We start from the raw sequence: 7,534 nt of genomic DNA, 5'->3' as shown, positions 1-7,534 counted from the left end.
CCGAGGTCCTAGAGGAACCCGCCCCTACAATTATTAATTATTAATTATTAATTATTAATTGATTATCGGATGTTGTTTAATTCAGGCTGGGGGGATATATTTAAAGTCCTGACTTTAATATCCTGATAAAATTCATCCTGGGATAACTCTACCTTAGACTGAGCCGATAATAATAACAAAGCCCAAAAAACCCCAACTCGATCATGTTTAGAATTATAAATAGGCGGAGTATTTGCGGCTGACTCTGGGAGTAGATTGGTGGATTCTAACAGGTTGGGGGTGTGTGTTTTCTGCTTACCAATCAGATTAGACCAGAGAACTAATAATTGTTCAAGTTCTAACCAATCGCCTTGTGGGTCTACACTTTCAGCCTGGAGAAGTTCCTCTAATTTTCCAGCCATCTCGACCAGGTTTTCTTGGTGTGCTAATTCAGCGATCGCTTTAGCTGCTTTATTTTTGTTAACAGAAACATTACGACGGGGACGGGGACGACTCTGGTGTTGGGCGATGGTAGTCGCCATTAATTGTAGTTGATCAATCAACTCTTGGAGTGTGACTTTACGCTTTTGGGGAACCTTAGCCACAGCGCGGCGGCGTAACTGTCGTTCCAAATTCTGAGGACGCAGCCACTCAGCTTCTGAATCTTCCCCCAAAAATTCTAACTCTTCGGTAATCATAGCATCATCATCCCCAGCCGCATCAGAATCCATGAGGCTATCCGCCTTGAGTAGCACCAGCATAGAAGCATAAAGAAAGGCTTGACCAGATTGGGAAAGTTCTACAAACTGATTATTGGAGACGGAATCAACCCCGGGAGTCAGTTGGCTGAGGTAGCGATCAATCACGTCAATCACCCGCACATCCCAGGGATCTATTTCTCCCTGTTTAGCCAAATCAATCAGAAGCGCAATTCCTTCTGAGAGGCTGGCTAAAGCGTCCTGGGGTTTGTCAGAGGTCATAGGCGTTGTTTCTCCGGTCGGCTGGGGTGTGAACAGGAACTTGTGCTTACTACTATAGCTGGATGTAGGCTTCCGCATTATAGCATAAGGCTATGAGGGCTGACTTAGATATTTTTGATTACAATGAATATGATGGTCTCTAGTATGCCTGAGTTTAACTGATCATGGAATCTTTAAAATCCCAAGCCTTGTCTTATTTAAAAACCGCCCTCAATAACCCTGACGCTACTTTCCGAGATGGACAATGGGAAGCGATCGCTCGTCTAATCCAGAACCGAGAACGTTTATTAATTTCCCCCCTTCTCGCTTTAATAAAACACGGCGTAGGGTTATTGGGTGCCCTGTCTATTTGGGAATTCTGAGGCACCCAACTAGATGTAATTGACTGGAGATTTAGAAGCGTTCACCAATACCGAAGTGGATCTGATTTCCGCCTTCATCATTAATCCCATAATCAATCCGAATTGGACCGAGAGGAGACTGAATGCGAACGCCGCCCCCGAAACCAATCCCACTGCCGGGTTTACCACGAATACCGCCAGGATTTCCTTGGACACTGCTTTGAGTACCCAAAGCATGGGCACCATCAATAAATAAAGCGCCGCCAATCAAAAAATTAGCAACAGAAAAGACTGGGAAGCGATACTCGACGGAACCCAAGACAAAACTGCGGGCGGCGGCTAAAGCACCTTCACGCCAACCTCGGACAGTGTTAGCACCCCCCAAGGGGAAGGCTTCATAGGGTGGGAAATCGCCCATAATTGTGCCAGCTTGAATATTGAAAGCTAAGGCTTGGGGTGCGCCTGGAACCAACTGTAAGAAATCAACGGGGATATAATAACTATAACTACCTCGGACGCGATTAAAAAATATATTCCCGGAACCTATGGGAATCGATTGTTCTGTTCCGAAGCGAAAAGCATAGCCACTGGTGGGAATTTGGCGATTATTACGGCGATCGGTGGCCAACCCAAACTGAACGGTAAATAAATCATCCTCGCCAGACTCACTAGCGGAAAGAAGTTTACCTCTCTCATCGCGGGGGGTGATACGTTCACGAGAATCTGTTACCTGAGCGCGTTGATATTGAAAACCCAAGGAAGCCACCCAGTCGGGGTCAACAAAAGGATTTTCGGCAAAGGGACGGGTAAAACTAATACCACCACCAGTCCGAATTACCCTAGGGCGGTCTTCATTAGGGAGTCTAACATCTTCGGAGCCTTCCTCAAAAACTAGAGAAATCCCACGGCGGCGAAAAGCATTAACAGTGTAGGAGGTGCGGTAAGGGTCTCCAGCAATCCAAGGGTCTGTAAAGCTCAAATCGACGAGTAAAACCTGTTCACCAACCTGCACTTCGGCGGCTAATTGGTGATTATTTCCCCCCAAGTTGGCTTCACGATAGCTAAGAGTTCCAAACAAACCGGTGGCGGAACTGAAACCACCCCCAAAGGCGACGGACCCAGTGCTACGTTCAATGACATTAACAATCATATTAGCCTTGGTGGGGTCTTCGGGGGCAGGTTCAAGCTGAAGTCGGACATCATCAAAAATGCCTAATCTGAATACCCTACCTAAGTCCTGTTGAATAGTTGCTTGGTTAAAGACATCTCCGGGCTGCAACTGAATTTCACGGGTGATAATAAAGTCACGGGTGCGACCTGTAACGGGATTACCGTCAGGGTCGGTTGGGTCTCCATCAGCATTGAGGAAACGAACTATAATCTCGGAAATTACGCCCTCAGCGACTCTTAAAGTTACTACCCCCTCTGTGGTAACGTCTGGGGCGGCAATTACCTGGGCGAGTACATAGCCATTTTGTTGGTACCAGGTTTGGATATCGTCGATCGCCTCTTCAATGCGTCGCAGGTTGATAATTTGACCGAATTGATTAGCAAAACTAGCATCAACGACCTCGGAGGGGAGAACCTGATCTCCTTCGATAATAACCTGCTGTAGGGGAGGGTTAGGTTCGACATCAAAAGTGACTCTGACTCCCAGGGGGGTATCTTCTGGGACAGCTCGGACGTTTCTAAATAGACCGGTGGCAAAAATGGCATTAATATCTTGTTGGAGTTGGGAACGGGTAGCGGTGCGTCCTGGTTGAACTGCGATCGCCCCATAGACAACATCCACCAACTGCTCATTATCAGTTCCCGATACGAGAACTTCAGCAATTAGCACATCAGGTTCTCCCGGCTGGCCTGTTCCGGGGACTGATGGCGGTAGATTATTTTGGGCTAACTCCAGATTTTCCTGGCCCCTAGTGCCGTCGAGGCTGCAATGTTCACACTCGTAGGCGATCGCCTGCATCAAATTAACCACCCATTGAGGCTCCCTAGACCAGTCTTCTGATGGCCTTACCCCGGCGGCGCGCTCCTGAGACACAGCCAAAGGTGTCTGAGGGGTCAATAAATGGCTTTTGGTGGAACTATCCAAGTCTTGTGGAGAGTGAGGGAGCCTAAACTTTGACCTTTCCTGAAGGTTAGCAATGGCTATTTGGTCTGCTGACGGCATGACATCAAAATTCGCCTGTTTTGACTCCGGCTTACCCAGAGAGGGTTCAAAAGGCGAATATACTGGCGTGGGTGGATTTTCCGACCAGGAGGCGAGACCCATTTCCACCTTGGTCGAGGCAGGCTCCTTGTGTGCCTGTGTTCTGGCGCTGGCGGTGCTGTCGGACGCTACAAGGCTATCATCGACGTTTTCCAGTGCTACCAATGGGGAACTTACGGACCGAGGAAAATCTGCCAGTTTCTGGTAGTCGTTATTTTTGAGTTGAAATAGGGGAAACTGGGTCGGGTCTGAGCTGGTCGTCCCCGATTGGACAGAAGGGATAGCGATCGCTTCTGACTCCTTATGAGCATCGTTAGACTGATCAGAAACTGCCAAAGACCCTTGATAGTCATTGAAAATCAGTGGAGGGGTTTTACCACTAGCAGAATTTGATAGCCCAAACGTTGCTGAAGTTGCCAAACAGGCAACCCAGAAAGAACAGAAGCCCATGTTATTGACATTCTTGGACATCCACACACCAAATAATCAGCCATCGATCATGTTACAACCTCAAGGTGGAAAAATTCCTTTTCCCGTCCCAGATACCTGACCCAATCCGAAATTTTCAGGTATTTTGCCCAATTATTCGGAGAGACAACCCGGTTTCTTGGCACAATCTTTTGAGGAAGCCAGAAGACTGAGAGAAACCGGGTTTCGCGGGTTCCTGTCGTGTCCCTATAAGGGGGCTGATGGTAGAACCCGGCAGTTCAACCCAGACGACTGAGAATCCTAGCTAATACTTGCTGATAAGCACTCTCGACATTTCCGAGGTCATTACGGAAGCGATCCTTATCCATCACCCGGAGGTTAGGGTCAGTTTCGGCTTGGTCCCAGAGGCGACAAGTATCAGGGCTAATCTCATCAGCCAATATTAACTGACCATCAGAGGTAATGCCAAATTCTAGCTTAAAGTCTACCAGAGTGATACCACATTCACTGAAAAAGTCACTCAAAATCTGGTCAATCTGGCGGCTGAGGTCTTCCATAGATTTAAGCTGTTCTGGGGTCGCCAAATTCATCACCAAGAGGCGATCGCGAGTTAGTAGAGGATCACCTAGCTGGTCATTTTTATAGCAAAATTCCACCAAAGGGGGCTGCAAAACTGTTCCCAGGGGAATTCCCGTCTGTTTACACAGACTCCCTGCGGCGATATTACGAACAATCACTTCCACAGGAACAATCTTCACCCGTTTGATCCGCATTTCATTAGGACTAGGGGTATCAATGTAATGAGTGGGAACACCCGCCGCCTCTAGGAGTTTGAACAGATGACCAGACATGGTGTTATTAATTTCACCCTTCCCTTTAATCGTCCCCCGTTTCTGGGCGTTAAATGCTGTGGCATCATCCTTATAGTAAGCCAGCAACACCTCTGGGTCATCAGTGGTATAGACGATTTTGGCTTTCCCTTCATACAGTTGTTGTCGGTCAGAGATATCAGACATATAGCGCGATGGTTAAGTTAGTATTTTGGTAATTGCTACCGGGACTGTGCCATCAGAATAACTGATCCGCGTCCCTGGACTCGATAGTGATTCCCTTGAATTGGGGGGGCTGTTTTCTCGGTACAGAAATCATTGGGGACTGCTAAAGCTGTATCCACAATACGATACCACCGTTGACCTTTTGGGAGAATAGGTATCTCAAACAGGAGGGGTTCCCAATAAGAATTGAGCATAATATGAAGATATTCCTGTTTTTCGGGATGTCGTAAACTAAAGGCAATACTGCGGGAATAATCTGCCCAATCGGGTTTATTTAAGCGTACCCCATGCCATGTAATGTTAGGTAATTTACTATTGGGGTCCATGACTAAAATGCTTTCAATCCGAAAAATTTGCAGTCTTTGGGTAAATCGGATCAGATTTTTCACAAATCGCAATAGTTCCGGGTGTTTACCGACATCACTCCAGTCAAACCAACCTAACTCGTTATCTTGACAATAGGCGTTATTATTTCCGTTTTGGGTGCGGCGGACTTCATCACCCATTAACAGCATGGGAGTTCCTTGGGATACTAACAGAATTGTCCACAAGTTTTTCATTTGTTGATTGCGTAGGGCTTCGATATAGGTATCATTAGTTAAGCCCTCAACTCCACAATTCCAACTGCGATTATCATTGTGTCCGTCCCGGTTATTTTCACCATTGGCTTGATTATGTTTCTGGTTATAGGAAACCAAATCATTGAGGGTAAAGCCATCGTGACAGGTGATAAAGTTAATGCTACAATGAGGTTCGCGATCGGGTTTGGGGTAAATATCTGGACTCCCCATAATTCGATAGGCTAGGCGTTGGATTTGTTTGGGTTCACTTTTGACAAAACTGCGAACATCATCCCGAAATTGTCCATTCCATTCGGTAAAGCGATCGCCTGCAAAAGACCCCACCTCATACAGTCCCCCTGCGTCCCAAGCCTCAGCAATTAGTTTGGCTCCCGCCAATACCGGGTCAGATTTAATAATCCATAAAATCGGCGCATCTTCCATGGGTGTACCATCACGATTTCGGGAAAAAATTGATGCCAAATCGAACCGAAAACCATCCACGTGCATCTCGGAAACCCAATAGCGCAGACTATCAATAATCATTTGTCCCGCGATTTCATGGTTGGCTTTAATGGTATTTCCGCAGCCACTATAGTTACTATAAAACGACTGATTCTCCTCCTCCAGCATATAATACATAGAATTGTCAATCCCCCTAAATGAGAGAGTCGGACCATTCTCATTTCCCTCGGCGGTGTGGTTATAAACTACATCTAAAATTACCTCAATACCCGCTTTATGAAGGGCTTTCACCATATCGCGAAATTCATCAACAGGTCCGAGGTGGTCGCGCCTAAAACTATACTGTCTATGGGGAGCAAAAAAGGAAACTGTACTATAACCCCAGTAATTTTTTCGAGGCGGAACAGCGTCTTGTTCATCAAATTGATGAACAGGCATTAATTCTACTGCAGTGATTCCCAAGTCTTTTAGATAAGGTATCTTATCAATTAAGGCTGCATAAGTTCCTCGTTTAGACGGGGGAATACCTGAGTTAGGATTGCGGGTAAAACCGCCCACGTGCATCTCATAGATTACGGTTTGAGAATAGGGGATTTCCAGCGGCTTATCATCTTCCCAATCATAAGTTTTGGGGTCTACGACTACGGCTTTCATAGCCTTAGCACAGTTATCACCACGTTTGGAGGCCGCTTCCCGACTATAATTTTCGGTATTAACCACAGCTTTAGCATAGGGGTCAAGCAGTACCTTATCCGCGTCAAATCTATAGCCCAATTCCGGCTCAAACATTCCATAGGCGCGATATCCATAAATTTGCCCTGCCTTAATGCCTTTGACAAAAATATGCCAGTAGTAGAAAGTTTTATTATACTGAGGGTCAAACTTGATCACACGGCTAGGTTTGGCATCATCTTGGGCATCAAAAAACAGCAACTCTAAAGATGCACAGGTTTTGGAAAATAAGCAAAAATTGACCCCATCAGGATAAACTGTAGCACCGAGGGGGAAACTCTGACCGCGCCCAATATCAGACTTCATTAATTAATCGACTCCTTTGAAAATCTTAGAGGTTTTAATATTCTCAGGTGGAACGCCAAATTCTCACCGGAAACTGTTGAGGTTGGTCCTCAAAGGCTGTATGTAGCAACCATGCTTTAATGGGAGAAATTGTTTCTCGTTGACTTTTAGTTAGATTTGGGTGTTTTCTTAGTATGTTCAGTCTATGAGGGATGTCCCCTAGTTCCCAATCGAGGCAGCTATGGCCAAGATGTTGTCAAGAAATCCTTTAAGATTTTAGGCGATCGCGACACATTTCGCGACAGATTTATGGTAAAATGAGACTCGGCGAAACTGTTAAGTCTACCAACTCTGAAGTTCAGGGTGATCTCGTGGGAATGCCAATTTTCAATGTCGCCGAATCAAAGCATGATTTAATCTCAAATTAGGTTAACATTTTACGGCAATACGGTATAATAAGCGAGAAGAGTTGAGGATAAACCTATTGCCAGATATG

5 protein-coding genes are annotated in these 7,534 nt (G+C 46.0%); 1 reads left to right on the top strand and 4 read right to left on the bottom strand.

Features of this window, described 5'->3' with window-relative positions:
- Positions 1-62 precede the first annotated feature (62 nt).
- Positions 63-959, bottom strand: coding sequence for a segregation/condensation protein A (locus tag P5683_RS10895; RefSeq protein ID WP_006622507.1), 897 nt, complete (start codon positions 957-959; stop codon positions 63-65).
- A gap of 164 nt (positions 960-1,123) precedes the next feature.
- Between P5683_RS10895 and P5683_RS10890 the strand changes: the two genes are divergently transcribed.
- Positions 1,124-1,321 carry a hypothetical protein gene (locus P5683_RS10890; protein ID WP_006622506.1) on the top strand — a complete coding sequence of 66 codons (198 nt, stop codon included), beginning with the start codon at positions 1,124-1,126 and terminating at the stop codon, positions 1,319-1,321.
- A gap of 31 nt (positions 1,322-1,352) precedes the next feature.
- Here P5683_RS10890 and P5683_RS10885 read toward each other — a convergent pair whose 3' ends face one another.
- From P5683_RS10885 to glgX, 3 genes are all read right to left on the bottom strand, one after another.
- Positions 1,353-3,983, bottom strand: coding sequence for a cell surface protein (locus P5683_RS10885; protein ID WP_006622505.1), 2,631 nt, complete (start codon positions 3,981-3,983; stop codon positions 1,353-1,355).
- A 236-nt stretch (positions 3,984-4,219) separates the two neighbouring features.
- Entirely contained in the window at positions 4,220-4,957 is a 738-nt protein-coding gene (purC, locus tag P5683_RS10880) for a phosphoribosylaminoimidazolesuccinocarboxamide synthase (protein ID WP_006622504.1), read from the bottom strand.
- Between the two features lie 35 nt (positions 4,958-4,992).
- Positions 4,993-7,059 (bottom strand): glycogen debranching protein GlgX, encoded by a 2,067-nt coding sequence (gene glgX / locus P5683_RS10875; protein WP_006622503.1) that lies wholly within the window; start codon positions 7,057-7,059, stop codon positions 4,993-4,995.
- Positions 7,060-7,534 lie beyond the last annotated feature (475 nt).

The sequence above is a fragment of the Limnospira sp. PMC 1279.21 genome, from assembly GCF_032349615.1.
Lineage (GTDB): Bacteria > Cyanobacteriota > Cyanobacteriia > Cyanobacteriales > Microcoleaceae > Limnospira > Limnospira fusiformis.
This window is presented reverse-complemented; position numbering and strand designations above follow the sequence as displayed.

Excerpts from the sequence above, each read along its gene's own strand:
- P5683_RS10895 (WP_006622507.1), bottom strand. The coding sequence starts at position 959 with ATGACCTCTGACAAACCCCAGGACGCTTTAGCCAGCCTCTCAGAAGGA.
- P5683_RS10890 (WP_006622506.1), top strand. The coding sequence starts at position 1,124 with ATGGAATCTTTAAAATCCCAAGCCTTGTCTTATTTAAAAACCGCCCTC.
- P5683_RS10885 (WP_006622505.1), bottom strand. The coding sequence starts at position 3,983 with ATGTCCAAGAATGTCAATAACATGGGCTTCTGTTCTTTCTGGGTTGCC.
- purC (WP_006622504.1), bottom strand. The coding sequence starts at position 4,957 with ATGTCTGATATCTCTGACCGACAACAACTGTATGAAGGGAAAGCCAAA.
- glgX (WP_006622503.1), bottom strand. The coding sequence starts at position 7,059 with ATGAAGTCTGATATTGGGCGCGGTCAGAGTTTCCCCCTCGGTGCTACA.